This window comes from Streptomyces sp. So13.3 (assembly GCF_005860785.2).
GTDB lineage: Bacteria > Actinomycetota > Actinomycetes > Streptomycetales > Streptomycetaceae > Actinacidiphila > Actinacidiphila fildesensis.
The window spans coordinates 4,843,099-4,869,350 of sequence record NZ_CP048835.1; the positions used below are offsets into that span (position 1 = coordinate 4,843,099).

Here is a 26,252-nt window from a genome sequence, read left to right on the forward strand (position 1 = left end):
GCCGGATGTGGGCAGGAGGAAGGGGACCTTCGTGCTAAAGCGCCGGTTGAACCGCTGGCGGGGCCGCTGAATAGGCCGTTCGATGGATAGACTCCACCAATCGCACGCTGGGGACAGCCGGTGGGGGCTGCCACTGCTGCCGGGGAGGGCAAGGGGCATGGCGCAGGCGAAAAAAGTCACCATGTACGTACTCGTGGTCTTCGTGCTCTACACGATCATCACGCAGCCAGCGCGCGCCGCCGATCTTGTGCAGGTAGGGTTCGAGGGCATTTCGAACGCCGCAAGAGGCATCGGAGAGTTCATGCACGAGCTGGTCAACTGATCGGCGCGCTGCCGGTGAGGAGTCCCGCGTGATCCGCCATCTGGTCCTGTTCAAGCTCAATGACGGTGTCGGCCGTGACGAGTCCCGGGTCGCCGCCGGAGCGAAGGCGTTCGAGGAGCTCGGCGGGCTGATCCCCGAGCTGACCTCGTGGGAGTGCGGCTGGAACATCACCGACCGGCCGATCGCTTACGACTTCGCGATCAACTCCTCGGTCGCGGACGCCGCCGATCTGAAGACCTATCTGGAGCACCCCGCACACCAGGCGGCGGCGGGCCAGTGGCGTGAATTCGCGACCTGGGTGATCGCCGACTACCCCTTCTGACGGTGCCTGGCCGCCGGTCCGCCCGGTAGCCGCCGCACCCGTCCCGGCCCGTCCCACGGCCGGTCACACGGCCTGTCGCTCAGCCCCCCGCCCACCGGGCGGGGGGCTTTGTCGTGTCCCGCCAAGGTCAACTCACCGCCCAACACGGCGTTATTAGGTGCTTGCGTACAGTGCACATGAATTGTGATGCTATGACCGCTTTTGCCGGATGAGTGGACCGATGAGGGGTGGTGTGTCCGTGTCGGCCCGAACGGCGTCAACAACTTTCGCCCGCAGTAGGACGAGTACGCCCAATACCAATGCCCTGGAAGCGCGTGCGCTGACGACCGTGCTGTTCGAGGAGATCTCCGGGCTCGAACCCGGAACACCCGAACACGCACGCGTACGCGCCGCGCTGATCGAGGTCAATCTACCCCTCGTCCGCTACGCGGCAGCCCGCTTCCGCAGCCGGAACGAGCCCATGGAGGACGTCGTCCAGGTCGGCACCATCGGGCTGATCAACGCGATCGACCGGTTCGACCCGGAGCGCGGGGTGCAGTTCCCGACCTTCGCCATGCCCACCGTGGTGGGGGAGATCAAACGTTACTTCAGGGACAACGTGCGGACCGTTCACGTACCCCGCCGGCTCCATGAGCTGTGGGTCCAGGTGAGCGGGGCGATCGAGGACCTGACGGTGCTGCACGGCCGGTCGCCGACGACCGGAGAGATCGCCGAGCGGCTCAAGCTGGCCGAGGAGGAGGTGCTGGCCTGCCTGGAGGCGGGGCGGGCGTACCACGCCACCTCACTGGAGGCCGCACAGGAGGGCGACGGCGCTCCGGGGCTGCTGGACCGGCTCGGGTACGAGGATCCGGCGCTGGTCGGGGTCGAGCACCGCGACCTCGTCCGGCATCTGCTCGTACAGCTGCCCGAACGGGAGCGGCGGATCCTCATGCTGCGGTACTTCGGCAATCTGACGCAGTCCCAGATCAGTGCCGAGCTGGGCGTCTCGCAGATGCACGTGTCCCGGCTGCTGTCCCGCAGCTTCGCCCGGCTGAGGTCCGCAAACCAGCTCGAAGCGTAACTCTTGGGGAGGAACGGTCCTGCAGAAATATGTCGACTTGGCGCTACAGCGTGTTGCCGACATGTGACATTCTGCAGGAACCGCGTTTGTCGCGACCCGGCCTCCGGTATTCAGGTGGAGGAACAAACCGTCGCTCGCGACACCCGTCCGCGACCTCAAGGGGGTGGCATGTCCGTTCAGGTGGGCAGTCCTCAGGTGCGCCGTACCAGCGCACCAATCGATGCACGCACCGGCGAAGCCATCGACACCCGCACACTGTCCCGTTCGCTGTTCCTGCGCCTTGCGGAACTGGAACAGGACAGCCCGGAACGAACCTATGTGCGTGACACGCTCATCGAGCTGAACCTGCCACTTGTTCGGTATGCGGCAGCCCGCTTCCGCAGCCGCAACGAGCCGATGGAAGACATCGTCCAAGTGGGCACGATCGGCCTGATCAAGGCAATCGACCGCTTCGACTGCAACCGCGGCGTGGAGTTCCCGACGTTCGCGATGCCCACCATTGTCGGCGAGGTGAAGCGGTTCTTCCGCGATACGTCGTGGTCAGTGCGGGTGCCGCGGCGGCTGCAGGAACTGCGGCTGGCGCTCACCAAGGCGAGCGACGAACTCGCGCAGAAGCTGGACCGGTCGCCGACGGTGGCCGAACTGGCGGTCTGCCTGGGCGTGTCCGAGGAGGACGTCGTCGACGGCCTCGCGGTCGGCAACGCCTACACCGCCAGCTCGCTCGACTCGCCGCCGCCGGAGGACGACAGCGGTGAGGGCACCCTCGCGGACCGCCTCGGCTACGAGGACACCGCGCTGGAGGGCGTGGAGTACCGCGAGTCGCTCAAGCCGCTGCTCGCCCAACTCCCGCCGCGTGAGCGCCAGATCATCATGCTGCGGTTCTTCGCGAACATGACGCAGTCGCAGATCGGCGAGGAGGTCGGCATCTCCCAGATGCACGTCTCCCGGCTGCTCACCCGCACGCTCGCCCAGCTCCGGGACGGCCTGACAGCGGAATAGACCGGCCCGCTGGTTCGCTGACGTTCCGTCAGTAGACTGGCGCGATGGTCGCGATAGCACGGATGTCTGGCCGCCGGGGCGCGGCACTCGCCGTCCCGGCGGTTGGCGTGGCCCTGCTGCTGGCGATGACGACGGCCGGCTGCGGAGCGGCGGGCGACGACGGGTACGTGGCGGTCGGCGGGGTCGGTCCCTCGCAGGGCGACGCGACGGGGGACGTACCGCCGGTCGGTCCGGTCGTGATGGTGCCGCTGGACGGCCCGGCACCGCCGGGACCCGGCAGTGGCACACCGTCCGCACCGGGCTCGACCCCAGGATCCGGATCAGGCCCCAGCGCTCCCGGATCGGCTCCCGGTTCGACGGGGGGCCAGGGGACGACCCCTGGAACCACGCCCGGGGGCTCCGGCACGCCGGGGAACGGTTCACCGGGGACGTCGCAGCCGGGAGGCGGCGGCTCGACGGCACCCGCACCACCCGGCACGACCCCACCGCACACGCCACCACCGGGCACGACGCCGCCGGCATCGCCCGCGCGGCTGACCGTGAGCACGCCGAAGCGCGCTCCGGCCGCGGACCGGTGGTGCGAGAAGGTGACGGTCACCTTCACCAATTCCGGCGGCAGAGCGGCGACTTCAGGCAGCGTCACCTTCGGCACCCACATCATCGGCGGCCTCGGCATCGACTGGGCGACGATCGAGACCACGAAGCCGGTGCCGGTGCCCCTGGCGGGCGGCGCCTCCAAGGTGCAGACCTGGGAGATCTGCGTGGATGCCTGGCGGGTTCCGCTGGGCATGCACATCGAGACCCGGGACGTCACCCTTACGTGAGCGACGCGGTCCGGTCCCGTGCCGTCGGGCGGTGCCGTCAGCGCATCGCGAGCGCGACGACTCCGGCGATCACCAGGACGGCGACGACGATGCCGATGATCAGGCCCGTGCGCTTGCCGGACCCGGTCTGGGCCTGCTGCTGCTGGAGTTGCTGCGGCTCCTCGACGAAGGCGCGGAACATCTGGGTGTCGCCGGCGGGGTCGTAGTTGTTCTCAGGGTTCGACATGCTGCCCGACCCTAGCGAACAAGCGGAATCCCGGGCACCCCCGGGTGCGCCTGGGAGACCGACGCCACGTCCCCGTCACGTCCGCCGGAACCTCCCCCTGTCACCTCCCCGCAGGAATACCGCCGGCTCCCGGCCGGTTGTAGGTGCCCATGGCACGCATCGGAACATCTGATCTGGACGTCTTCCCGCTCGCCCTGGGCGGCAACGTGTTCGGCTGGACGGCCGACGAGGCGCAGAGCTTCGCCGTACTGGACGCGTACGCGGCGGCCGGCGGCAACTTCGTCGACACCGCCGACGGCTACTCGGCGTGGGTCCCGGGCAACTCGGGCGGTGAGTCGGAGACCCTCATCGGGAAGTGGCTGGCCTCCCGCGGCAACCGGGACGCGATCGTGGTCGCCACCAAGGTCAGCAGCCACCCGGACTTCAAGGGACTGCGGGCCGACAACATCCGGGCCGCCGCCGAGGCGTCGCTGCGCCGGCTCGGCACGGACCACATCGACCTCTACTACACGCACTTCGACGACCCGCAGATCCCCGTCGAGGAGATCCTCGGCGCCCTGGACGAGCTGGTGCGCGAGGGCAAGGTGCGGCAGATCGCCGCGTCCAACATCTCCGCGGAGCGGCTGGCGGAGTCGCTGGCCTTCTCCGAGCGGGAGGGGCTGGCCTCGTACGTCGCCCTGCAGCAGCTCTACAACCTGGTGGAGCGCACGGACTACGAGGGGGCGATGGCCGAGGTGGTCGCCTCGCACGGCCTGTCGTCGGTCCCCTATTACGCGCTGGCCTCCGGCTTCCTGACCGGCAAGTACCGGACCGGCACCGTGGTGGACAGCCCGCGGGCGGGCGGCGCGGGGAAGTACCTGGCGACCGGCCGCGGACAGCGGGTGCTGGTGGCGCTGGACGAGGTCGCGCAGGCGCATGACGCCGAGGTCGCGACCGTGGCGCTGGCCTGGCTGGCGGCGCAGCCGACCGTCGCGGCGCCGATCGCGAGCGCGCGCACCGTGGAGCAGCTGCCAGCGCTGCTGGCGGTGGCGGATCTGAAGCTGACGGCCGAGGAGCTGGACCGGCTGACGGCCGCGTCCGCCTGACCTGCGGATATGACGTAGCACTCGCTTATCCCATCGGGGGGATCGCCCGTCTCGCTTTACTGGAGGCGGGCGATTCCTTTGGGGATTCTTGACCGCCTAGGGCGCAGATTCATTTGCCTGTAGCAACCAACCACCCCTACAGTTGCTCAAGGCAACCAATTGGACGATGAGACGATCGGCGGGGCTGTGGCGACGAAGGAGCACTGCGCGGAGCTCGCCCGCCAGTTGCGCGTCGTCATGGGCGTCGGCAGGGAAGTGGGCCGGGCACTGCCGCCCGAGACCCCGCCCTCGACCGTCGCGGTGCTCACCGTGCTCGGCCGGTACGGCGAGATGCGGATGAGCCGGCTCGCCGAATATCTCGATATCGATATATCGGTCACCAGTAGACATGTCGCCTATCTCGCCGAGCGCGGCTGGATCGACCGCACTCCCGACGCCCTCGACAAACGATCCCGGCTGCTGCGCCTGAACCCGCACGGCGAAAAGGTGCTGGCCGCCTCTTCGGACCGTGCCGCCGAGGTGCTGGCGGCCCATCTGAGCGACTGGTCAGACGACGACGTCGACCTGCTGTCCGGCCTGCTGGACCGGCTGCGCCTGAGTTTCGGCGACTGCCGGCCCAAGGCCCACGCCCCGCACGCCCGGACGGCCCACGCAGCGCACCCGGCCACCACGGCCGGCACCGGCACGGCCCACACACCCCGTACACACGCGAATTGACGAGGATGAAGATGGCTACAACCACACCGACCGGTGTGCGGGAGGCGGAAGCCCACGGTGGGCCCGCGGCCCCCATGTCGCACCGGCAGATCATGGAGGCGCTGTCCGGGCTGCTGCTCGGCCTGTTCGTGGCGATCCTGTCGTCCACGATCGTCTCCAACGCCCTGCCCACCATCCTCGCGGACATCGGCGGCGGGCAGAGCGCGTACACCTGGGTGGTCACCGCCGCCCTGCTCGCGGTCACCGCCACCACCCCGCTCTGGGGCAAGATGTCCGACCTGGTCAGCAAGAAGCTGCTGATCCAGATAGCCCTGGTCATCTACGTACTCGGCTCGATCATCGCCGGGTTCTCCACCAACCCCGGCATGCTGATCGCCTGCCGGGTGCTCCAGGGCGTCGGCGCCGGCGGTCTGTCGGCCCTCACCCAGGTGATCATGGCGGCGATGATCTCCCCGCGGGAGCGCGGCCGTTACAGCGGCTACCTCGGCGCGGTCTTCGCCGTCGCGACCGTCGGCGGCCCGCTGGTCGGCGGCGTCATCGTCGACACCGACTGGCTCGGCTGGCGCTGGTGCTTCTACGTCGGTGTACCGTTCGCGATCATCGCGCTCATCGTGCTGCAGAAGACGCTGCACCTGCCGGTGGTCAAGCGGAAGGTCAAGATCGACTGGTCCGGCGCGTTCTTCATCTCCGCGGCCGTCAGCCTGCTGATGATCTGGGTCTCGCTCGGCGGCACCAACTACCCGTGGATGTCCTGGCAGACCTATGTGATGGTGCCCGGCGCCTTCCTGCTCGGCCTGGTCTTCCTGTTCGTCGAGTCCAAGGCGTCCGAGCCGATCATTCCGCTGCGGCTGTTCCGCAACAAGACGATCACCCTCACCTCGCTCGCGAGCCTCTTCGTCGGCGTCGCGATGTTCGCCGGCACCGTCTTCCTGAGCCAGTACTTCCAGCTCGCGCGCGGCAAGACCCCGACCATGTCCGGCGTGATGACCATCCCGCTCATCGCGGGCCTGTTCATCTCCTCGACCGTCTCGGGCCAGATCATCACCAGGACCGGCCGCTGGAAGGGATTCCTGGTCGGCGGCGGAGTCCTCCTCACCGCGGGCGCCGCGACGCTGGGCCTGCTGCGCTACGACACCCCGTACTGGCAGGTCGCGATCTACATGGCGCTGCTGGGTCTCGGCATCGGCATGATGATGCAGAACCTCGTGCTCGCCGTGCAGAACCAGGTCAAGCCGGAGGACCTCGGCGCGGCCAGCTCGCTCGTCACGTTCTTCCGCTCGCTCGGTGGCGCGGTCGGCGTCTCGGCGCTCGGCGCCGTCCTCGGCAGCCGCGTCACGAGCCTGGTGTCCGACGGCCTGGCGGCCCTCGGCATCAAGGGCGGCGACGGCGGCGGCATCCCGGACGTCGCCAAGCTCCCGGCCCCGGTCAAGGGCGTCGTGGAGAGCGCGTACGGGCGTGGCATCGGCGATGTCTTCCTGTACGCGGCACCGTTCGCACTCATCGCGCTGCTGCTGGTGATCTTCGTCAAGGAGGTGGCGCTCAAGACCAACAGCGGTCTGCAGCAGGTCGCGGGAGCGGAAGCGGCTGCCGCCGCCGGTGGAAGTGCCCGTGGTGCCGAGGTGACCCTGCCCGCGACCTCCTTCGCCAAGGAGGTGGCCGCCATGACACCGGTGGCGATACTGGACGACCGGCCGGTGTCGTCCGGCGACGACGGCACGCCCGTGCACGGCATCGTCAGGATCACCGACGGTACGGCCATCAACCACGCCAAGGTCACGCTGATCTCGCTCCAGGGACAGCAGCTGGGCAGGTCCGTCACCGGCTCCGACGGCCGCTACCTTCTCGAAGCGCCCGGCGCCGGCTCGTACGTCCTGATCGCGGCGGCCGACGGCCACCAGCCGCAGGCGTCGACCGTGCTGGTCGGCGACGCGCCCCTGCCGTTCGACGTGGTGCTCAGCGGCGCCGGCGGGCTCACCGGGACCGTGCTGGGCGCGGTCGACAGCCTGCCGGTCGTCGAGGCGATGGTCGTCGTGACCGATGTGCGCGGCGAGGTGCTGGGCACCGGGAAGACCGGTGACGGCGGCGGGTTCGCCTTCGCCGAACTGCCCGCGGGCGACTTCACCGTCGCCGTGAACGCCCCCGGCTTCCGGCCGGCCGCGCTGCCCGTCGAGGTCGGCGGCACCGGCGCCACCCGCGTCGAGGTCGTGCTCCAGCCCGGCGCGCAGGTGCGCGGCGTCGTACGGGCGGGCGCCGACCGGCGGCCGCTGCCGGACGCCAAGGTCGTCCTGGTCGACGCGGCCGGGAACGTGGCCGGTACCACGACCACGGGTGCGGACGGCGCGTACGCGTTCACGGACCTCGACGCGGGCGAGTACTCGCTCGTCGCGAGCGGTTACCCGCCGCTGGCCACCGCGTTGAGCGTGCAGGGGCGCGGGGCCGAGGAGTTCGACGTCGAGCTCAACCACCCCGAGGGGTAACGGGAACAGCCCCCAGCCCCCGGACTCCGGACCGTCGGACTTCGGACTTCGGACTTCGGGGGACAGGCTTCCGGACGATCGGCCCGCGTGCCTTGCGGAGAGGTGCGGGCCGGTCCGGAGGGATCGGGATCCGAGCGACGGCCGGAGCAGGGGACGGCCGAGGCCGTCGCACCGGATCCCCTCGCCGGGCGGGCTCCGTCGAACGGGCCCGCCCGGCGATCGACAGCAGCGCGGCACCACTGCACCACCGCACCAGAGCACCACGGCCGGGCCCACGGGACACCGGCACGTCACGGGAGGCGAACCTCGATGAGCAGCCACGGCCTGCGGGCCCGCGTACGCACCAGGGACGGCTGGGCCGTCTCGCACGCGGTGCTGACCGTCACCGACATGACGGGCAGTCAGGTCGACCGGCAGGAGGCCGATTCCGACGGCGTCGTCCGTACCGGACCGCTGCCCGCCGGCTCCTACACCGCCATCGTGACGGCGATCGGGTATCTGCCGGCCGCCTCGACCGCGATCGTCACCGCGTCGGGGTCCGCCGACGCGGGCACCGTGACGCTCAACCGCGCGGGCGGCGTGGAACTGCCGCCGCCCGGCACCTGGACCATCGACCCGGCGCACTCCTCCGTCACCGCGACCGCCCAGCACCTCGGGATCTCCAGCGTGCAGGGCCGGTTCACCGTGTTCGGCGGGCGGATCGAGATCGACGGGCGGACCGCCGCGTCATCCGTCGACGCCGTCATCGAGGCCGCGTCGATCGACACCGGCAACGCCCTGCGGGACGGGCATCTGCGCTCCTCCGACTTCCTCGACGCCGAGGTCCACCCCAAGATCACCTACCGCAGCACGGGCGGCCTGGAGCCGGCCGGCGAGGAGCGCTGGACCGTGCAGGGCGAACTGACCCTGCACGGCGTCACGCGGCCCGTCGATCTCGACCTCGCGTACCTCGGCACCGGCCCCGACCCGTGGGGCGGGGTGCGCACCGCCTTCCGCGCCACGACCGAGCTGCGCCGCGCCGACTTCGCGATGAACTACAACCAGGTCGTCCAGGCCGGGATCGCCGCCATCGGCACCACACTCAAGGTCGAACTCGCCATCCAGGCGGTGCGCGGCACCGAACTGCCCGGGTCGTAGCGCGAGAGCCAGGGTGCCGGGGGCGTTACGCGAGGCGGGCCGGGAATCCGCCGGTCGCGATCGGGCCCCAGCGCTCCGGGGTGATGCGGATCAGCGACTTGCCCTGCTTGATCATCGCGGCCCGGTACTCGTCCCAGTCCGGGTGTTCACCCGAGATGTTGCGGAAGTACTCGACGAGCGGCTCGACGGAGTCCGGCGGATCGATGACCTCGGCAGAGCCGTCGATCTGCACCCAGGGCCCGCTCCAGTCGTCGGAGAGGACGATGACGCTGGCGCGCGGATCCCGCCGGGCGTTCCTCGTCTTGGCGCGTTCCGGGTAGGTGGACACGACGATCCGCCCGGAGTCGTCGACACCGCAGGTCAGCGGCGAGCCCTGGGGCCGGCCGTCCGCGCGGGTGGTGAGCAGGATCGCGCGGTGGCGTGGGCGGACGAACTCCAGCAGCTCGTCGAGGGACGCCTTGGTGTTGGTGGCAATCGTTTTGGGAGCCATGCCAAAACACTAGCGGCGCGGCTCCCTGCCGGGCCGGTGCGCACGCCGGTCCCCGGAGGCCTCAGGTCTTCAGGTCCGCAGGTGCCGGTCGCGCATCGTCTCGATACCGGCGATCACGCACTCCAGCCCGAAGGTGAAATCCCGCTCGCGCTGCTCGGCGACGGACACGGTGCGGTGTTTGAGCAGATCGAGCGACTCCTCGAAGCCGGGACGGTCCGCGACGGTGCCGGCCCAGTCGGCGTAGAAGTCGTCCTCGTCCTGGCCGCTGGCCCGGAACCGTCCGCCCCACGGGCCCTCGACGGTGCCGTAGCCGTAGACGAACTGGAAGACGCAGCCGAGCGCGCCGGTCATCTGCTCGGCCGCCAGGCCGGAACGGGCCAGGGCGCGCATCGAGAGGTTCGCGAAGTCCATCGCGAACGGACCGATGTTGAGGTATTCGCCGATCAGGTGCGCCGTCCAGGAATGGCGCACCAGCATCGCGCGGTAGCCGACGGCGAGTTGGCGTACCTCGTCGCGCCAGTCGGCGTCCGGCTCCTCGGCCGGCAGCGCGATCTCGCCGTGGACCGCGTCCAGGACGCGCTCCAGCAGGTCGTCCTTGCTGTCGACGTACCAGTAGACGGACATCGCGGTCACGCCCAGCTCGGCGGCGAGCTTGCGCATCGAGAACTTGGCGAGACCGTCCGTGTCGAGCAGCCGGACGGCGGTCGCGACGATCCTGTCGCGGTCCAGTCCGGCCGGCTGCTCGCTGCGGCGCTTGGCCGCCGGACGTTCGTGCAGCCACACGCTGGCACCGGGCGTGGTCGCGCGGCTGTCCTCGGCCATGGCGGGCGGTTCCCTTCGGGTGTTCCGGGTCGTCGGGCCTGAGGGCTGCCCGCCCCCGATGCTATGCCGCTTCCGAACGCTCGGCCCTGCGCAGCAGGAGTGCCGCGAGGAGACCGCCGAGCAGTACGGCGGCGGCGCCGATCAGGGCGGCCGGCAGCGAGCCCGCCGCGAAGGAGGAGGCCAGGACGGCACCGAGGACGGCGACGCCGAGCCCGTTGCCGAACTCGGTGAGCGTTCCGTTGACGCCCGCGCCGATACCGGCCCGCTCCACCGGGATGGCACTCATGATCGCGTTGGCCATGGCGGGCATCGCGAAGGCGATACCGGCGCCCATCAGGACCAGACCCGCGCACATCCCCGGATAGCCGTGGCCGCCGAGCAGCGCCACGGCGGCCAGGCCGGCGGCGAGCATCGACATCCCGGCGAGGATGGCGACCGGGGTGCCGGCCTTCGCCAGCAGCCGGGCGCCGATGCCCGCGAGGTTCAGTACGACGATGCTCAGCGCGAGCGGCGCGGTGCGCAGCCCCGCCTCCAACGGCGTGTACCCGAGCACGAACTGCAGCTGCTGGGTGAGCAGGAAGAGCGACCCCGCCATGCCGAACGAGACGAGGATGCCGCCCGCGACGGCGCCCACGAAGCGGCGGTCGCGGAAGAAGGTCATGTCGAGCATGGGGTGCGGGGTGTGCAGCTCCCAGCGGACGAACGCGGCGAGCCCGGCGCAGCCGGCGACGGCCGGGAGCAGGACGTCGGCCGAGGTCCAGCCGTGCCCGGGACCGGAGATGATCGCGTAGACGATGCCGGTCATCCCCACCATGGAGAGCAGCGCGCCGAGGAGGTCGGGGCGGTCGCCCGACGGGTTCTTCGACTCGGGGACGAGCCGTGCCACGGCGGCGCCGCCGAGCAGTGCGACGGGGATGTTGACCAGGAAGATCGCACCCCACCAGAAGTGATCGAGGATGACCCCGCCGATGAGGGGTCCCGCGACGAAGCCGAGCGAACTGATCGCGCCCCACAGGCCGATCGCCTTGGGCCGTTCCTCGTCGTCGAAGATCTGGACGACGACGGCCAGGGTGGTGGTCATCAGCAGCGCGCCGCCGATGCCCATGCCCGCGCGGGCCGCGATGAGCTGCCCGGCGGAGTGCGCGAAGGCGGCGCTGCACGAGCCGGCGCCGAAGAGCGCCAGACCGACGAGCAGCATCCGCTTGCGGCCGTAGCGGTCGGCGGCGCTGCCCGCGGTGAGCAGCAGGCCGGACTGGACGAGCGCATAGGCGTTGATCATCCACTGGATGTCGGAGGTGGTCGCGCCCAACTCGGTGCCGAGGGACGGGATCGCGACGTTCAGGACCGTGTTGTCGAGCAGCACGGTGAGCTGGGCGAGACAGATGACGCCGAGGATCAGCCAGCGCTGGGGGTGGCGTTCCTTGGCCGCTCGCGGGATGGCGGTGGTTGCCGTGGCTGGCAAGCGGACTCCTTATACGGTGTACGGGGCAATACGTTGTACGCCGTACAGCTGTCCCTGTACGGTGTACAAGAGATTTCACGGAAAGGGCGGTACCCGCAGGTCACGATGCCTGCGGATACCGCCCTACCCCTCTCGATCGTCCTCTCGGGCGTCCTCTCGATCGCTCTCCCGAACGCCCTGCGTCAGCTCTTCGCGGGGCTCGTCAGGTCGTAGACCGTCGTGCTGCCGACCGTCTTCGCGGTGAACGCGGAGGTGACCCAGGTGGTGATCGCCGAGGACGTGCCCTGGCCGCCCATGCCACCGCCCATTCCGCCGGAGGAGGAGATGAAGTAGTGGATCTTCCCCTCGGCCACGTACTGCTTGAACTGCGCGAGCGTCGGTGACGGGTCGCTGCCGTTGAAGCCGCCGATCGCCATGACCGGGTCGCCGGTGGCCAGTTGGTAGCTGGCGGAGTTCTGCGAACCGATGGCCGCCGCGACCCAGGTGTAGTCCGAGGCGTTCTGCTCCATGAGCGTCTTCATCGCGGAGCTGACGGTGGCGCCGCCGAGCAGCCCGCCCATCCCGCCGCCACCGCGACCACCGGCCGTGCCGCCGTCGCCGGTACCGCCACCGGCCGTACCGCCGCGTGGGAAGCCCTGCGCGCCCTGGCCGGGCTGACCCTGCTGACCCTGCTGGCCGGGCCGGCCGTTCTGGCCGCCGCCCGGAACCGTCGGCGGCTGCCCGCCGCCGCCGGGCAGGGCCTGGCCGTTCTGGCCCGCCTGCCCCGGCATGCCGCCGGGAGCGCCGCCGCGCATCCCGCCGGGACCGCCCCTGCCGCCCTGGACGGCGGGGCCCGCCGTCACGATCGAGCCGCTGTGACCGGTGTCGACGGTGTTCAGGGTGTACGCGAACGGTGCCGCGAGCGCCGCCGCGATACCGAGACCCGCCACGGCGGCCGCGAACCGCCGGCCGAGCCGTACGGCGAGCAGCAGTCCGGCCGCCGCCAGCAGCCCGCCCGCCAGTACCGTCCAGCGCAGCCACGGGTGCCAGTCGGTCGCCCGGCCCAGCAGGACGTACGCCCAGTACCCGGTGCCCGCCGACGTCGCGGCGAGCGTGGCCGCCGCCGCGAGGTGCGTGCGCTTCTCCCAGAGCAGCGTCGCGCCCATGCCGACGAGGGCGGCGATGTCGGGCGCCAGGGCGATGTTGTAGTACTGGTGGAAGATGCCCGACATGAAGCTGAAGACCCCGAAGGTCATCAGCAGCGAGCCGCCCCAGACGAGGAACGCGGCGCGCCGGGCGTCGGTGCGCGGCGCCCGCCGGGTCAGCCACAGCCCCGCGGCGATCAGGACGAACGCGGCCGGCAGCAGCCAGGCGATCTGACCGCCCATGTCACCGTCGAAGAGCCGGGTGATGCCGGTGGCTCCCCACTGGCCACCGCCCTGGCCGCCGCCCGCTCCCCCGCCGCCGACGCTGCCCGTCTCGTTGCCGGTGATCCGGCCGAAGCCGTTGTAGCCGAAGGTCAGCGACAGGAAGCTGTTGTCCTGCGAACCGCCGATGTACGGGCGGGACGACGCGGGCCACAGCTCGACGATCGCCACCCACCAGCCGCCGGAGACCAGCAGGGCGAGCCCTGCCAGGGCCAGTTGGCCGACGCGCCTGCGGAAGGCCGTCGGCGCGACGACCGCGTAGACGACCGCGAGCGGCGGAAGGATGAGGAAGGCCTGCAGCGTCTTGGTCAGGAAGGCGAGACCGAAAGCGACACCGGCCCAGACCAGCCACTTCGTCCGGGCGCCTTCGAGGGCGCGCAGCACGCAGTAGGCAGCGGCCGTCATCAGGAGCGCGAGCATCGCGTCCGGGTTGTTGAAGCGGAACATCAGCGCGGCGACCGGGGTGACCGCCAGGACGGCGCCCGCGATCAGTCCGGCGGCCGGGCCGAAGCGGCGGCGGACGGCGGCGTAGAGCACGCCCACCGTCGCGACGCCCATCAGCGCCTCGGGGACCAGGATCGACCACGAGTTGAGGCCGAAGATCCGGACGGCGATCTCCATCGGCCAGAGCGAGGCCGGGGGCTTGTCGACGGTGATCGAGTTCGCCGCGTCGGACGAGCCGAAGAAGAGCGCCTTCCAGCTCTCGCTGCCCGCCTGGACGGCAGCGGAGTAGAAGGAGTTGGCGTATCCGGACGCGCTCAGGTCCCACAGGTACAGCGCGGCGGTCACCGCCAGCAGCGCCAGGAACGCGGGACGCACCCAGCGGGCGTCCTCGGCCCGTCCCCGCCAGACGCGCGCCGCGAAGCCGCGGGGGCCGGACGGGGAGGACAGGGCGGACGGTGCGGCCGCCCGGTGCCCGCCGGGCGGCGGGGCGTGCTCGGGCACCGGGGTCCGGGTCACCGGACCGGGCAGGTCGGCGGGCTCCGGCGGCGGACCGGCCGGGGTGCTGTACGGCACGGTCATCGTGCGCTCCTCGGATCGGAGTCGTAGTCGTAGGTGGGAGTGGGGGTGGGGGTGGGGGTGGCGTCGGACGGGGCCGCTCCGGACGGGAAGACCCAGGCGCGGAAGAGCAGGAAGCGCAGCACCGTCGCCGCGAGGTTGGCGGCGATGAGGACGGCGAGCTCCGTGCCGTGCGAAGGACGGGTGTTCGCCGTCTGCAGGGCGGCCAGCGAGCCGCTGGTCAGGGCGAGGCCGATCGCGAAGACGACCAGGCCCTGCGCCTGATGGCGGACGGCCTGCTCCCGGCCGCGGACGCCGAAGGTGAGCCGGCGGTTGGCGGCGGTGTTGCCGATCGCGGAGACCAGCAGCGCCGCCGCGTTGGCGGGCTGTGAGCCGAGCCCGAGCCGGAAGCCCGAGTACAGCACCAGATAGACCAGGGTGCTCAGCGCCCCGACGACGCAGAAGCCGACCAGCTGGCGGGCGAGGCCCGGTGGCACACCGCCCAGTTCGCGGTCGCGCGGATCGTCGCCGAACGGCCGGCGCAGCCGGTCGAGCGCGAGCGCCCCGGTGGCGAGCGCCCGGCCCACGCGCCAGACCCCTTTGAGGTCGTCGGCGGCCGTGCGGACGATGTCCACGGTGCTGTCGGGGTCGTCGACCCAGTCGACCGGCACCTCGTGGATCCGCAGTCCGGCGCGCTCCGCGAGCACCAGCATCTCGGTGTCGAAGAACCAGCCGGTGTCCTCGACCATCGGCAGCAGCCGCTCGGCGACGTCCTTGCGGATCGCCTTGAAGCCGCACTGCGCGTCGGAGAAGCGGGCGGCGAGCGAGCCGCGCAGGATCAGGTTGTAGGTGCGGGAGATGAACTCGCGCTTGGCGCCGCGCACGACGCGGGAGCTGCGGGCCAGCCGGGAGCCGATCGCCAGGTCGGAGTGGCCGGAGATCAGCGGGGCGACCAGCGGCAGCAGCGCGTTCAGGTCCGTCGACAGATCGACATCCATGTAGGCGAGCACCGGCGCCTCGGACTCCGTCCAGACGGCCCGCAGGGCCCGCCCGCGCCCCTTCCGGTCGAGCCGGAAGGACTCGACCTCGGGGATCTCCGTCGCGAGGCTCTTCGCGACGGCCTCCGTGAGGTCGGTGCTCGCGTTGTCCGCGATGGTGATCCGGAAGGGGTAGGGGAAGGTGTTTGCCAGGTGCGCGTGCAACCGCCTGACACAGGGCTCCAGGTCGTTCTCCTCGTTGTGGACGGGGATCACGACGTCGAGCACCGGGTCGCTGTGTGCGACCGGCAGGTGCTGCCGGGACGGCAGAGTGCCGAGGTGAGTTCGCATACCCCGACGCTCCACCGCCGCGCTGTCACGACCTTGTGGTGAACCTGAGTCCCGGCTGTGAGTCCGGCCGCGCGTCCGGCAGTTCGTCCGTCCGCACGTCGTGTGCCGTCATCTGGCGTACAGGTGACGGGAGTTGGACGGTGAACGCGGTGCGGCCGGGGGCGCTCTCGACCCACACGCGGCCGCCGTGCGCCGCGACGACCGCGTACACGATCGCCAGCCCGAGGCCCGTGGAGCCCGATCCGGCACCCCGGGCGCGTGACGCGTCGCCGCGTGCGAACCGTTCGAAGATGTACGGCGTGAGGTCGGGCGGGATGCCCGGACCGTCGTCCACCACCTGGAGCAGCACCCCGTGGTGCCGGTCACCGGTGACGCGCGCGGTCACGGTCGTGCCCGGCGGGGTGTGGGTGCGGGCGTTGCCCAGCAGGTTCGCCAGCACCTGCTGCAGCCGGTCGGCGTCTCCGTGCACGGTGGCCGGCTCGTCGGGCAGGTCCAGCCGCCACACGTGGTCGGGCCCGGCCGCCCGCGCGTCGCTGACCGCGTCCACGACGAGCGGTGACAGATCCGTCCCGGCGAGGCTCAGCGGCCGCCCCGCGTCCAGCCGGGCGAGCATCAGCAGATCCTCGACCAGCGACGTCATCCGTCCGGCCTCGGACTCGATACGGCCCAGCGCGTGCCGGGTGTCGGGGCCGACGTCCTCCCGGCCACGCCGGGTCAGCTCCGCGTAGCCGCGGATCGAGGCGAGCGGCGTCCGCAGTTCATGGCTGGCGTCGGCGACGAAGCGGCGGACCCGCATCTCGCTCTCCTGCCGGGAGTGCAGCGCGGAACCGACGTGCCCGAGCAGCCGGTTGAGGGACGCGCCGACCTGCCCCACCTCGGTGCGCGGATCGGTGTCCGCCTCCGGCACCCGCTCGTGGAGCGCCACCTCGCCCCGGTGCAGCGTCAGTTCCGACACCCGGGAGGCGGTCGCGGCGACCCGGCGCAGCGGCTGGAGGGAGATACGGATCAGGGCGGTGCCGGCGAGCCCGGCCGCCGCGAGACCGGCGGCGGTCACGCACACCTCCACCCAGACGAGGGTGTTGAGGGTGTCCTGCGCGCCGGAGGCCCGGATGCCGACGAGGTACGTGCCGTTCTGCGTCGTGACCGACTGCATGCGGTAGGTACCCAGGCCGGGGACGTCGATGCTGTGCGCGGCGCCGTCCAGCGGCAGGCTGCCCAGCGCCGCGGTCTGCGCGGCGTCGAGGGTCTCGGGCGTCACCTGCGGCCCGGCCTCGCTGTTCTCCGTCTGAGCGCTGAGCGCGCTGTCGGTGATCTTCCCGTCGCTGACCTTGGCGCCGATCGTGCCGAGCGGCTGGCCGCCGCCGATGACGAACCCCAGCTCGTTGCCGGACCGCAGGTGCGGCAACGGATTCGAACCGGGCGGCGGGCCCTCGGCGCGGTGCGCGACGGCGGCGAGCTGGGTGTCGAGCTGCCCGTACAGATAGGTGTGCAGGGCGATCGCGGTGACCGTGCCGATCACCGCGCACACGACGGCGACCAGCGCGACGGACGACACGACGAGCCGGCGCCGGAGCGACCACGGGCGGCTGGGCAGCGACCAGCGCCGCCGGCGCGGGGCCTTCACGCCGTCTCGCCCGGCTTGATCAGATACCCCGCCCCCCGCCGGGTGTGGATCATCGGGGCACGTCCCGCGTCGATCTTCCGCCGCAGGTAGGAGATGTAGAGCTCCACCACGTTGGCCTGGCCGCCGAAGTCGTAGGACCAGACCCGGTCGAGGATCTGCGCCTTGCTGAGCACCCGGCGCGGGTTGCGCATCAGGAAGCGCAGCAGCTCGAACTCGGTGGCGGTGAGGTGGATCGAGTCGTCGCCGCGGTACACCTCGTGGCTGTCCTCGTTCAGTACGAGATCACCGACGACCAGCATGGATTCGCTCCGTGCCGCGGCGGCGCCCGAGCGGCGCATCAGCCCGCGCAGCCGGGCGACGACCTCCTCCAGGCTGAACGGCTTCGTCACGTAGTCGTCGCCGCCCGCCGTCAGTCCGGCGATCCGGTCCTCGACGGCGTCCTTGGCGGTGAGGAAGAGCACCGGCACATCAGGGGCGTCACGGCGCAGCCGGGCGAGCACCTCCAGGCCGTCCATGTCGGGCAGCATCACGTCGAGGACGACGGCGTCGGGCCGGGCGTCACGGGCGGCGCGCAGCGCGCCGGCGCCGTCGGCCGCGGTACGGACCTCCCAGCCCTCGTAGCGCAGGGCCATGGACAGCAGGTCGGAGAGAGCGGCCTCGTCGTCGACGACGAGGACACGCACCGGGGACCCGTCGGGACGGGACAGGTCGGCGGAGGCCGCAGCGGGGAAGGAAGGCATGGGACCAGCCTGGGAGGGGGCCCTGAGAGCATTCTTTCGGCTACCTGTGAATCTCCTGAGAAACGGCCCGTGGGGCCTGTGAGGGTTGGGCGGGGGTCCGCCGGGGGCCGGAATACGGGAGTCGATCACCGGGTTGCCACCTGCACGCACCGAGAACCAGGGAGCCGGGAACATGGGGAGCAACGACAGCGGCGGCGGCACGGCCGCCAGGGAGTCCGTCGGCCGCTACGGCATCTGGAACGCCGGGCTGCGCTCGGACGATCCGGCGCTGCGCGGCGAGATCGCCGAGGCGGCGGCCGAGCTGGACGAACTGGGCTTCGGCGCGATCTGGCTGGGCGGCAGCAGCTCCGTCGAGCACGCGGCGCGGGTGCTCGACGCGACACCGCGGATCGCGGTCGCCACCGGGATCCTCAGCATCTGGGAGCACGAGGCGGCCGCGGTCGCCGCGAGCACGGCGGCGGTGGAGGCCGCCCACCCGGACCGTTTCCTGCTCGGCCTCGGGGTGAGCCACGCACAGATCGCCGACCGCTACCGGCGCCCGTACTCGGCGATGGTGGCCTATCTGGACGCGCTGGACGCCGCGCCCGCGCCGGTGCCGGCCGGGCGGCGCGTGCTGGCCGCGCTGGGCCCGAAGATGCTGGAGCTGTCCCGCGACCGGGCGGGCGGCGCGCACCCGTATCTCGTCACGCCGGAACACACCGAACAGGCCCGCTCGCTGCTGGGCTACGGCCCCTTGCTGGCACCCGAGTTGAAGGTCGTGCTGGAGACGGACCCGGCCGTCGCCCGCGAGATCGCCCGCGGGTATCTCGCCGTCTATCTGGCGATGCCGAACTACACCAACAGTTTCCTCCGACTCGGCTTCGAGGAGCCGGACTTCACCGGTGGCGGCAGCGACCGGCTGATCGACACCGTCTTCGCCTGGGGCGACGAGGACCGCATCCGGCGGCGGATCGAGTCCTTCCACGCGGCCGGTGCTGACCATGTGGCCCTGCAAATCGTCACCGGCCAGGACCGATCCGTGCTGCCGTGTGCCGAATGGCGGCGCCTGGCCGAGGTGTTGGCCTGACCCGGACGGCGTTCGGCGCACCGCGCTCCACAACTGACGGAGTGTTCAGCGGTGTTGATCAACTGATGCTGTGGGGTTGCCGAGTTGATCAACTGCCCTTGTTTGTCCACTATGTGATCAATCGTCATATTTGCGACAAATAACGGCAGTTGTCAGCACCCACGCAAACGCATCATGTCGTCTTCGTACGAAACCGATCGCCGCACCTCCACCCCGCGACAAACGGAGGTACGTTCGCCGCATGGACAGTGGCGCCGTCCCTTACACCGTCTCCGTCGACCGCATGGCCTCCGGAGATCACGCCTGTCTGGGCTTCGACAGCCACCGGGCCCGCTGGGCGGTCCGGGCCGCCTTCACCGAGGCCGGCCTGCTCCGCGGTGAGCGGGTGATCCTCTTCGTCGACCCCGGCACCACCCCGGGGAAGGCGGCCGCCCGCCTCGCCGACCACGGCGTCCCCGCCGCCCAGGCCCTGCGCGACGAGCGGCTGCTCGTCATCAACGAGACCCCCGGCTACGACCCGGAGCGCGGATTCGACGCCGAGAGCCGTGCCGCGACCTGGCTCGACTTCACCGAGAACGCGAACGTCATGGGCTTCAGCGGGCTGCGCGCCGTCGGCGACATGGCCTGGGCACTGGAGCCCGGCGTCGACCACGAGGAGCTCATCGACTACGAGACGGGGCTCACCCCGCTCTTCGCCGACATCGGCTTCACCGCGATCTGCGAGTACGACCGCCGACTGTTCCCGCCCGAGCTGATGTGCCGGGTCGGCGCCTCCCACCCCACCGAGGTCCTGCAGTCCCTCGACGCCCTGCACATCACCAGGACCGGCACCATCCTGCACCTCGCGGGAAACGCCGACCTCGCCACCCGGGAGCAGTTCGACACGGAGCTGCGCCGGTCGCTGGGCGGGCCGGGCCCGCCGCCGCGCCTCGTCGACCTGACGGCGCTGTCGTTCATCGACGCCCACTGCGCCACCACCCTCATCCGGCTCGCCGCGGGCCTGCCCCCCACCGCCAGGCTCGCCGTCCACTGCCCGGCCACCCATGCCCGCGTACTGCGGCTGTGCGGCGCGGGCGAGGTCCGCCAACTGACGCTCTACGTCGAGGCGGGCTGGTAGCCGGGCCGGTGGGCGTTCTGGTGGGTGGGACGGTGGTCGGGACGGTACCGGTTCAGCGCGAGTCGTAGGTGAGCCGGACGGCGCGCGGCAGCGACGCCACCACCAGGTCGTAGGAGTCCTCGATCATCTCCCGCACCATCCGGACCGGCAGCGACCCGTCGACCGTCACGGTGTTCCAGTGCCGCTTGTTGAGGTGGTAGCCGGGAATGACCGCCGGGTACTCCGCCCGCAGCTGTTCGGCGATCTCCGGATCGCATTTGAGGCTCACTTTGAGCGGTTGGGCCTCCAGCACGCTCAACGCGAAGATCTTCCCGGCCACCTTGAACACCGACAGATCCGGGTTCCGCGGAAACGGGAACTCCTCCTCGGCGCCCGGCATCGCCAGACACGCCGCCTTCAGCCCCCGCGCAGTCATCGCCACCATCCGGCCGACACTAGCGCCTGCCCACGACAGACCCATGGGACGGAACACAGGACGGGAAACACCAGAGGCCCGACACTTTCGTGTCGGGCCTCTGGTCGTAGTAGCGGGGACAGGATTTGAACCTGCGACCTCTGGGTTATGAGCCCAGCGAGCTACCGAGCTGCTCCACCCCGCGCCGTTGAACCGAACACTACGCCATCCGCGGGACCCTCAACTACCAGTCCCGCTCGACGCGGTTTTTCCGGATTGCTCCGAAAAGCAAACCAGGACCCCCTCAGACGATCTCCTCGGGGGCCCTGACCTGAGTGCACTCGGCAGGATTCGAACCTGCAACCTTCTGATCCGTAGTCAGATGCTCTATCCGTTGAGCTACGAGTGCTTGTGCTTTCCGGCGTTTTCTCACCGGTTGGCGTTGCGGGAACAACATTACATGACCTGCGGCTTCAGGTGAAATCCATTGCCCGCACCCCACCTGAGCTGCGAAAACAGCTTCTGACGAGGTACCGGCGAGGGACTTCAGGAGCCCGGGACACGCAACGGAGCCCCGGTCGTCCTGGGACGACCGGGGCTCCGGAAACGAGCGGAGGCTCGGGGATTTGAACCCCGGATGGGATTGAAGTCCCAAACCGCATTAGCAGTGCGGCGCCATAGACCAGACTAGGCGAAGCCTCCAGACACACCCGCGCGAGCGAGGGCGTGTGCAGATGATGGCACAGCCCGGCAGGCTGTCACCAATCGCAGACCAGGGTACAAGCCCGTCGGCGTGCAGGGCAAAGAGGATGCGCGCCCTCCAGCGGTGGCTCGCCCACGTTCGGGTGGGTTGCGGGGAAAGCGGCGCGCGGGACGGTAGGGACTGGGGCATGCGACTCAACGGCCCCGGCCCCCTCGACCGTCCCCTCTCCCGCCCCGTGCCCCACCTCGTGCCCCGTCCCGCGGCCCGCCGCCTACCGGGAGCGCGGCTGCCGCTCGCCGCCGTCCTCGGTGTCGTGCTCGCCGCCGGGCTGCCGCTGCTCCTGGCGACCGACGCCGGCGCGACGCCCTTCGCGCCCGCCGCTTCCGCACTCCTCGCGCCCCCGTCTCCCCCGGAGAACAACCAGCTGACCATCACCGTCGACGACGGAACGGGGAAGGTCACCACGACCAGGCTGGACTGCGGACCCGACCAGGACACGCCGGCCGGGCCCGCGACCTCCGGCGGACCGGTGGCCGCACCGGAGCCCCTCGCCCCTTCCACGCTCCCCGCTCCTCTTCCCGCCCCTTCCACGCTGCCCGCTCCGATCGGGCCGGCCAGGTCCGTGACGGACTCCTGCGATCAGCTGGAGCGGCTGGGCGGTCCCGTGGGTCCCGTTCCGGCCGGGCAGATGTGCTCGATGATCTACGGCGGATCGCAGACCGCGCAGGTCACAGGGACCTGGCACGGAGCGGCCGTCACGGAGAAGTACAGCCGGGCCAACGGCTGCGAGGTCGCCCGGTGGAACCGGATGGCACCGGTTCTGCCCGCCGCCACCGGGGGTGCGTGACGCACGCCACACCAGGGACGATCTCGCACCGCACACGCTCGAACACCGAATCCCACAGGGGTACATGGGCATCCGCGGCCGCTCGGCCAACCGCTGCACGTACACTCGCTCTAGTGACATGCCATGGCGTCAGCGGCAAGATGGGCCGCCGGTGAGAGCCGATCGCGCGGGTTGCGCGGGGCCACCGCAGGAAGTGCGGTAAGTGCGGTAACAGGGAGGACGCGTCTCGTGAGCAGCAGGCCATCCAGAGGCGCTGCTCGCCTCGCCTCAATACTCGACGCCCTCCCCGACGCACTCTTGCTGGTCAACGGCAACGGCACGGTCGTCAACGCCAATGCCATAGCGATCGAGACCTTCGAGTCACCGGGGACGGCGTTGGTCGGGCGGGGCCTGTTCGACCTGCTGCCCGCGTTCGACTCCAAGCGGATCCCCGGATCGATGCGCAGCGCGCAGGACACCGGCGACGACAACGGCCGCACCAAGCCGACCCGGATGGTCGCGCGGCGCACCGACGGCTCGGAGTTCCCCGTCGAGGTGACCAGCGCCAACCTCGAGGACGGCCGCACCCCGTACGACGAGCCGCAGAGCTACACCGGTGACGAGCTGCTGATGCTGGTCGTGCGGGACCTCAGCGGCACGATGGACACCGAGGCGGAACTCGCCCGCCAGCAGCGCCAGACGGAGATGATCCTGCGCGCCGCGGCCGAGGGCGTCGTCGGCGTCGACACCGAGGGCAAGGTCGTCCTCGTCAATCCGTCCGCCGCGCAGATCCTCGGCTACCGGGCGACCGACCTCGGCGGCCAGGAACTGCACCCGCTCGCGCACCACACGCGCGCCGACGGCACACCGCTGCCGTACGAGGAGACCCCGCTCGCCGACACGCTGCGGTCCGGCCGCAAGCACCGGGTCCGCGGCCAGGTGCTGTGGCGCAAGGACGGCCGCGCGGTGCCCGTCGACCTGACGACCGCTCCCGTACGGGACGGCGAGCAGCTGGTCGGCGCGGTCATGACGTTCACCGACCGGACCGCGTTCGACGCCGCCGTCGCCCGCGGCGAGCAGCTGCAGGCCGTGCTGGACGAGGCGCTGCGCGGCCCGCTGGCCGAGCTGCGCGGTGAGCTGTCCGGCCTGGCCGCCGACCCCGCCGGGCAGTTGTGGCCCGAGGCGAACCAGATCCTGCACCACCTGGTGGCCGGCTACGCCCGCATCACCACCCTGATCGACAACGTGCTGGCCTTCCAGCGCCTCGACCGCGGCGAGGACCGGCTGCGGCGCGAGCCCGTCGGGCTCGACAAGGTCGTCGCGGCGGCCGTCGAGGGCGCCATCGAGCTGATCGGCCCGGGGCGCGCGCAGTACGCCGTGCACGCGCCGCCGATCGAGGCGGCGATCGACGGCGAGCGGATGTCCCAGGCGCTCGCGCACCTGATCGCGGACGTCGCGGGTGTGGACGCGGCGGGCAACGCCACCGTCATCACCGGCGGCGGCGACTCGACGATCGTGGTGGCGGCGGCCCAGCGCGGCGACGTCATAAGGATCGACGTGCGGGGCCCGCACGCCGGCGGCAACGCGGTGCACCTGCCGATCGCCCGCGGCATCGTCGAACGGCACGGCGGCGTCCTGCAGACGCACGAAGTGCCGGGCCAGGGCAGCGCGTACGTCCTCGAGGTGCCGCTGGGCTCGGCCGCCATCGCGGCCGCGGGCCGTGCGGCGGCCGCCGCGGCGAAGGACGGGGCTCGCGAGTCCGAGACGACCGTCATGCCGATGCCCGCGAAGCCCGCCCGGGGTACGGGCGGCGCGGCCGGCAACGGCACGGGCGCCAAGGCTCCGGCGCGCGGCGCGGCGACACCTCCCCCGGGCACCGACGGTACGAACGGCCAGGGAGGCCAGGGCGCTCCCGCGGCCGGAACGCCCGCCGGTGGCACGCCCGCGACGGGCTGGGCCGGAAGCGGCGAGCCCGGAGTCGCCGGCACCGAACGTGCGGCGCGGCCGCGCCGGGCCGGGGACGACGGCGGCACCGTGGTCGCGCCGTGGGCGATCCCCACCGCGGGACCGGACGAGCAGCAGGACGGCCGCGGCCGGAACGAGGGACACGGCCAGGCGCAGCCGGGCGAGCACGAGACCCCGACCGGTCGCCGGCGCGCGCTGCGCCGCCCGCTGCCGGACGAGGCGAGCGCGGGGGACACCGCGGGCGGCGCGGCGGCCGACCTGGCGCCGGCCGAGCAGCCGGACCAGCAGAACCACCCGGTGCAGCAGAGCCAGCAGCCCGGCGGTCGCCGGGCCCGCCGGACGCTGTCCGACGGCCAGCAGCCCGCACCCGAACTTCCCGCGGCACCCGTCCAGCACGCCCTTCCGGCGGCCGGCGAGCAGGCCGTGCCGCAGGGACCGCACGAACCGCAGCAGGGGAGCGACGGCAACGGCGCCTCCCTCGCCGGGCAGGAGCCCGGGGCAGGCCGTCGCGCCCGCCGGATCGCACCCCAGCCGGGGGAGTCGGACGGGAACGGCAACGGGAACGGCAGTGGCCCCATCGCCCTGCCCGCACAGCACTCCCACGATGTGCCGGCCCCGATGCCGGCGGAGGAGCGTGCGCCCGGCCGGCCGGTGCCCCCGGTCCCGCCGGTTCCGCACCAGGGCGGGCCGCAGGATCAGAACGGCGCGCCGCAGCCGGTGAGTCCGCAGTGGCCGGACGCCGGCCGGCCGGTGGCGCCCGCGGCCGAACCGGGCGCGCAGCCCCAGGGCCCGGCCCAGGGACAGCACCAGAACCAGAACCAGAACCAGAACCAGAGTCCGTCCCAGGTGATCCCGGGACAGGGCCAGCGCACCCCGATGCCGCCCTCGGGCGGCGTGCCCCAGCCCTACGCCCAGAACCAGGGCCAGAACCAGCACCAGGGCCAGCAGCAGGGCCAGAGCCACGGCCGGGCCATCAGCGTGCGCACGCTCGGCCAGGGCGTCGCCTTCGTCCAGCCGGTCCCGACGCAGGCCCAGCCGCAACCTCAGCCGCAGCCCGAGCCGTTCCCCCAGCAGAACCCCTCCGGGTCCGGCCGCCGGCGCAAGCTCAACGGACCGCAGCAGGACGACGGCCATGACGTGGAGGCCCGCCCGCACCCGCAGGCGGATCCCGACAGCGGCCAGCTCCCGATCGCCCGGCCGCCCGCCACCGACGACCGGAGCGACGGCCAGGGCGTCGAGCACCAGGACACCGACCACCAGACGGCACTGCTCCGTACGGTCGTTCCGGGCCGGGCGTTCGCCATAGGGGCACCCGCCGAGGGCGACGAGGGCCCCGAGCCGCTGGACGGTCCGAACGGCGCCGTCGAGGTCATCGAGGAACTGGCGGGCGAGCCCGGCCAGCTGCTGGCCGAGCCGCGCAGGCTGCTGGTCTGGCCGGAGCCGGATGTCTCGACGCGCCAGGCGCTGACCGACCGCGGCTACCGCCCGGTCATCGTCCGGTCCCGCGCCGAGGTGGACGCGCAGGTCGCCGAGCCGCCCGCCGCGCTCTTCGTCGACCCGCTGACCGGTCCGATCACCCGGACGGCGCTGCAGTCGCTCCGCCAGGCGGCCGCGGAGGCCGAGGTGCCGGTCCTGGTGACCGCCGGGCTCGGACAGGCCACACGCGAGGCCGCCTACGGCGCCGACCCGGCCGTCCTGCTCAAGGCGCTCGCGCCGCGCGACAGCGAGCAGCATCCGCCGCGGGTGCTGCTGATCGAGAGCCACCAGGACATCGCCCAGGCGTTCACCGCGACGCTGGAGCGGCGCGGCATGCAGGTCGCGCACGCCTCCTCCGAGGTCGAGGCGATGACGACGGCCGCGCAGATCAGGCCGAACCTGGTGGTAATGGATCTGATGCTGGTGCGCCACCGCCGGCAGGGGATCATCGACTGGCTGCGCAGCAACGGCCAGTTGAACCGCACCCCGATGGTCGTCTACACGTCCGCGGACATCGACCCGGCGGAACTGCCGCGGCTGGCCTCCGGCGAGACGGTGCTGTTCCTCGCGGAGCGGTCGACGAGTACGGACGTGCAGTCACGCATCGTGGACCTGCTCGGCAAGATCGGGTCCTGGCCGGCGGCCTAGGACCCGACCCGCCGCGG

Annotated in this window: 22 protein-coding genes and 3 tRNA genes; 13 read left to right on the forward strand and 12 right to left on the reverse strand. The window is 71.6% G+C overall.

Going from position 1 to position 26,252, the window contains the following annotated elements; genetic code table 11:
- Positions 1–157 precede the first annotated feature (157 nt).
- The 5 genes from C8250_RS21775 (at position 158) to C8250_RS44485 (ending at position 3,527) form a co-directional block, all read left to right on the forward strand.
- Complete coding sequence (locus tag C8250_RS21775; protein ID WP_187144938.1) at positions 158–322, forward strand: hypothetical protein; 165 nt, start codon at positions 158–160, stop codon at positions 320–322.
- Positions 323–350: 28 nt separating this feature from the next.
- Positions 351–644, forward strand: coding sequence for a Dabb family protein (locus tag C8250_RS21780; protein ID WP_138356274.1), 294 nt, complete (start codon positions 351–353; stop codon positions 642–644).
- A gap of 232 nt (positions 645–876) precedes the next feature.
- The gene (locus C8250_RS21785) at positions 877–1,704 is read left to right on the forward strand and encodes an RNA polymerase sigma factor SigF (RefSeq protein ID WP_138356275.1); all 828 of its coding nucleotides are present in this window, start codon (positions 877–879) and stop codon (positions 1,702–1,704) included.
- Positions 1,705–1,872: 168 nt separating this feature from the next.
- Positions 1,873–2,703 carry an RNA polymerase sigma factor SigF gene (locus C8250_RS21790; RefSeq protein WP_138356276.1) on the forward strand — a complete coding sequence of 277 codons (831 nt, stop codon included), beginning with the start codon at positions 1,873–1,875 and terminating at the stop codon, positions 2,701–2,703.
- Positions 2,704–2,747: 44 nt separating this feature from the next.
- Complete coding sequence (locus tag C8250_RS44485) at positions 2,748–3,527, forward strand: hypothetical protein (RefSeq protein ID WP_274599401.1); 780 nt, start codon at positions 2,748–2,750, stop codon at positions 3,525–3,527.
- Between the two features lie 37 nt (positions 3,528–3,564).
- Here C8250_RS44485 and C8250_RS21800 read toward each other — a convergent pair whose 3' ends face one another.
- Positions 3,565–3,753, reverse strand: a complete 189-nt coding sequence (locus C8250_RS21800; RefSeq protein ID WP_138356277.1) for a hypothetical protein — start codon at positions 3,751–3,753, stop codon at positions 3,565–3,567.
- Positions 3,754–3,902: 149 nt separating this feature from the next.
- Here C8250_RS21800 and C8250_RS21805 point away from each other — a divergent pair, with 149 nt between their 5' ends.
- From C8250_RS21805 to C8250_RS21820, 4 genes are all read left to right on the forward strand, one after another.
- Positions 3,903–4,838, forward strand: coding sequence for an aldo/keto reductase (locus C8250_RS21805; RefSeq protein WP_138356278.1), 936 nt, complete (start codon positions 3,903–3,905; stop codon positions 4,836–4,838).
- 186 nt (positions 4,839–5,024) lie between these two features.
- Complete coding sequence (locus C8250_RS21810) at positions 5,025–5,555, forward strand: MarR family transcriptional regulator (protein WP_138356295.1); 531 nt, start codon at positions 5,025–5,027, stop codon at positions 5,553–5,555.
- Positions 5,556–5,566: 11 nt separating this feature from the next.
- Complete coding sequence (locus C8250_RS21815) at positions 5,567–8,032, forward strand: MFS transporter (protein ID WP_138356279.1); 2,466 nt, start codon at positions 5,567–5,569, stop codon at positions 8,030–8,032.
- 309 nt (positions 8,033–8,341) lie between these two features.
- Positions 8,342–9,169 carry a YceI family protein gene (locus tag C8250_RS21820; RefSeq protein WP_138356280.1) on the forward strand — a complete coding sequence of 276 codons (828 nt, stop codon included), beginning with the start codon at positions 8,342–8,344 and terminating at the stop codon, positions 9,167–9,169.
- A 25-nt stretch (positions 9,170–9,194) separates the two neighbouring features.
- On the opposite strand, the gene C8250_RS21825 is transcribed toward C8250_RS21820, so the two are convergent.
- The 7 genes from C8250_RS21825 to C8250_RS21855 all read right to left on the reverse strand — a co-directional run bounded on the left by C8250_RS21825 (position 9,195) and on the right by C8250_RS21855 (position 18,040).
- On the reverse strand, positions 9,195–9,659 hold the full coding sequence (locus tag C8250_RS21825; RefSeq protein WP_138356281.1) for a PPOX class F420-dependent oxidoreductase: 465 nt from the start codon (positions 9,657–9,659) through the stop codon (positions 9,195–9,197).
- 69 nt (positions 9,660–9,728) lie between these two features.
- Positions 9,729–10,481 (reverse strand): TetR/AcrR family transcriptional regulator, encoded by a 753-nt coding sequence (locus tag C8250_RS21830; protein WP_138356282.1) that lies wholly within the window; start codon positions 10,479–10,481, stop codon positions 9,729–9,731.
- Positions 10,482–10,542: 61 nt separating this feature from the next.
- Positions 10,543–11,943 carry an MFS transporter gene (locus tag C8250_RS21835; protein ID WP_138356283.1) on the reverse strand — a complete coding sequence of 467 codons (1,401 nt, stop codon included), beginning with the start codon at positions 11,941–11,943 and terminating at the stop codon, positions 10,543–10,545.
- Between the two features lie 182 nt (positions 11,944–12,125).
- The gene (locus tag C8250_RS21840; protein ID WP_138356284.1) at positions 12,126–14,372 is read right to left on the reverse strand and encodes a glycosyltransferase family 39 protein; all 2,247 of its coding nucleotides are present in this window, start codon (positions 14,370–14,372) and stop codon (positions 12,126–12,128) included.
- Positions 14,369–15,676 (reverse strand): bifunctional glycosyltransferase family 2/GtrA family protein, encoded by a 1,308-nt coding sequence (locus C8250_RS21845; RefSeq protein WP_138356285.1) that lies wholly within the window; start codon positions 15,674–15,676, stop codon positions 14,369–14,371. The genes C8250_RS21840 and C8250_RS21845 overlap by 4 nt, the downstream gene beginning before the upstream one ends.
- A gap of 25 nt (positions 15,677–15,701) precedes the next feature.
- Positions 15,702–17,300, reverse strand: a complete 1,599-nt coding sequence (locus C8250_RS21850; protein WP_244809271.1) for a HAMP domain-containing sensor histidine kinase — start codon at positions 17,298–17,300, stop codon at positions 15,702–15,704.
- On the reverse strand, positions 17,297–18,040 hold the full coding sequence (locus C8250_RS21855; RefSeq protein WP_138356286.1) for a response regulator transcription factor: 744 nt from the start codon (positions 18,038–18,040) through the stop codon (positions 17,297–17,299). The genes C8250_RS21850 and C8250_RS21855 overlap by 4 nt, the downstream gene beginning before the upstream one ends.
- Before the next feature lie 172 nt (positions 18,041–18,212).
- On the opposite strand from C8250_RS21855, the gene C8250_RS21860 reads away from it, so the two are divergent.
- Together C8250_RS21860 and C8250_RS21865 are read left to right on the forward strand one after the other, a co-directional pair.
- The gene (locus C8250_RS21860) at positions 18,213–19,106 is read left to right on the forward strand and encodes an LLM class F420-dependent oxidoreductase (protein WP_138356287.1); all 894 of its coding nucleotides are present in this window, start codon (positions 18,213–18,215) and stop codon (positions 19,104–19,106) included.
- A 241-nt stretch (positions 19,107–19,347) separates the two neighbouring features.
- A complete protein-coding gene (locus C8250_RS21865) occupies positions 19,348–20,223 on the forward strand; it encodes an MEDS domain-containing protein (RefSeq protein ID WP_138356288.1) in 876 nt (291 codons plus the stop codon).
- 52 nt (positions 20,224–20,275) lie between these two features.
- Here the strand turns inward: C8250_RS21865 and C8250_RS21870 are convergent, their stop codons facing one another.
- From C8250_RS21870 to C8250_RS21885, 4 genes are all read right to left on the reverse strand, one after another.
- Complete coding sequence (locus tag C8250_RS21870; RefSeq protein WP_187144939.1) at positions 20,276–20,647, reverse strand: MmcQ/YjbR family DNA-binding protein; 372 nt, start codon at positions 20,645–20,647, stop codon at positions 20,276–20,278.
- 101 nt (positions 20,648–20,748) lie between these two features.
- Positions 20,749–20,822, reverse strand: a tRNA-Met gene (locus tag C8250_RS21875).
- 131 nt (positions 20,823–20,953) lie between these two features.
- Positions 20,954–21,026, reverse strand: a tRNA-Arg gene (locus tag C8250_RS21880).
- A gap of 202 nt (positions 21,027–21,228) precedes the next feature.
- Positions 21,229–21,319 (reverse strand) — tRNA-Ser (locus C8250_RS21885).
- 188 nt (positions 21,320–21,507) lie between these two features.
- On the opposite strand from C8250_RS21885, the gene C8250_RS43630 reads away from it, so the two are divergent.
- On the forward strand, positions 21,508–22,167 hold the full coding sequence (locus C8250_RS43630) for a hypothetical protein (RefSeq protein WP_244809273.1): 660 nt from the start codon (positions 21,508–21,510) through the stop codon (positions 22,165–22,167).
- A 228-nt stretch (positions 22,168–22,395) separates the two neighbouring features.
- Positions 22,396–26,235 carry a PAS domain-containing protein gene (locus tag C8250_RS21895; RefSeq protein ID WP_138359157.1) on the forward strand — a complete coding sequence of 1,280 codons (3,840 nt, stop codon included), beginning with the start codon at positions 22,396–22,398 and terminating at the stop codon, positions 26,233–26,235.
- Positions 26,236–26,252: the final 17 nt, after the last annotated feature.

What these genes read in the sequence shown, in the direction of transcription:
- C8250_RS44485 (WP_274599401.1), top strand. Translation starts at nt 2,748, where the DNA reads ATGGTCGCGATAGCACGGATGTCTGGCCGCCGGGGCGCGGCACTCGCC.
- C8250_RS21845 (WP_138356285.1), bottom strand. Translation starts at nt 15,676, where the DNA reads ATGCGAACTCACCTCGGCACTCTGCCGTCCCGGCAGCACCTGCCGGTC.
- C8250_RS21870 (WP_187144939.1), bottom strand. Translation starts at nt 20,647, where the DNA reads ATGGTGGCGATGACTGCGCGGGGGCTGAAGGCGGCGTGTCTGGCGATG.
- C8250_RS21815 (WP_138356279.1), top strand. Translation starts at nt 5,567, where the DNA reads ATGGCTACAACCACACCGACCGGTGTGCGGGAGGCGGAAGCCCACGGT.
- C8250_RS21820 (WP_138356280.1), top strand. Translation starts at nt 8,342, where the DNA reads ATGAGCAGCCACGGCCTGCGGGCCCGCGTACGCACCAGGGACGGCTGG.
- C8250_RS21775 (WP_187144938.1), top strand. Translation starts at nt 158, where the DNA reads ATGGCGCAGGCGAAAAAAGTCACCATGTACGTACTCGTGGTCTTCGTG.
- C8250_RS21855 (WP_138356286.1), bottom strand. Translation starts at nt 18,040, where the DNA reads ATGCCTTCCTTCCCCGCTGCGGCCTCCGCCGACCTGTCCCGTCCCGAC.
- C8250_RS21825 (WP_138356281.1), bottom strand. Translation starts at nt 9,659, where the DNA reads ATGGCTCCCAAAACGATTGCCACCAACACCAAGGCGTCCCTCGACGAG.
- C8250_RS21830 (WP_138356282.1), bottom strand. Translation starts at nt 10,481, where the DNA reads ATGGCCGAGGACAGCCGCGCGACCACGCCCGGTGCCAGCGTGTGGCTG.
- C8250_RS21840 (WP_138356284.1), bottom strand. Translation starts at nt 14,372, where the DNA reads ATGACCGTGCCGTACAGCACCCCGGCCGGTCCGCCGCCGGAGCCCGCC.
- C8250_RS21860 (WP_138356287.1), top strand. Translation starts at nt 18,213, where the DNA reads ATGGGGAGCAACGACAGCGGCGGCGGCACGGCCGCCAGGGAGTCCGTC.
- C8250_RS21805 (WP_138356278.1), top strand. Translation starts at nt 3,903, where the DNA reads ATGGCACGCATCGGAACATCTGATCTGGACGTCTTCCCGCTCGCCCTG.
- C8250_RS21800 (WP_138356277.1), bottom strand. Translation starts at nt 3,753, where the DNA reads ATGTCGAACCCTGAGAACAACTACGACCCCGCCGGCGACACCCAGATG.
- C8250_RS43630 (WP_244809273.1), top strand. Translation starts at nt 21,508, where the DNA reads ATGCGACTCAACGGCCCCGGCCCCCTCGACCGTCCCCTCTCCCGCCCC.
- C8250_RS21865 (WP_138356288.1), top strand. Translation starts at nt 19,348, where the DNA reads ATGGACAGTGGCGCCGTCCCTTACACCGTCTCCGTCGACCGCATGGCC.
- C8250_RS21790 (WP_138356276.1), top strand. Translation starts at nt 1,873, where the DNA reads ATGTCCGTTCAGGTGGGCAGTCCTCAGGTGCGCCGTACCAGCGCACCA.